This window comes from Pseudomonas sp. K5002 (assembly GCF_013386655.1).
In the GTDB taxonomy this organism is placed as follows: Bacteria; Pseudomonadota; Gammaproteobacteria; order Pseudomonadales; family Pseudomonadaceae; genus Aquipseudomonas.
Map to the genome: position 1 here is coordinate 1 of NZ_JACARK010001397.1, position 388 is coordinate 388.

At 66.5% G+C, this 388-nt stretch carries 1 pseudogene; it reads right to left on the reverse strand.

Annotated elements, in window-relative coordinates:
• Positions 1-388 (reverse strand): annotated as a pseudogene (locus HX846_RS36695) (flagellar hook-length control protein FliK); the annotation flags it as partial.

Sequence of the window (388 nt, forward strand, 5' to 3'; positions counted from 1 at the left end):
GCTGGGCCACGGCCAATTGGTCCTGGCGCCCGCTCAGAGGTACAAAGCTCAAGGTCTGCGCACTTTGCACCACGGCGCTGAGCAGGCTGCCGACGCGCAAGGGCTGCGGGCTTTCGACGGTCAGGGTCGCGCCGCTGAGGACGTTATTGAGCACCGACACCAGTGAGCGATACACCACCGGCTGGTTGGCGCCCTGTGGCAGCGCCTGGGTGGTCAGCACCTTGCCTTGCAGCAGGGTGCCCACCGGTAACTGGCTGGTATCGATACGCGTCAGCGCGGCGACGCTGGAACTCAGGGCCTGCTGCAGGCTGATGGACAAATTGCCCGACGGCGTCTGGCTGACTTCCACCTGGGTACCCAGCGGCAGCGGCTGGCTGCTGCTGGCCTG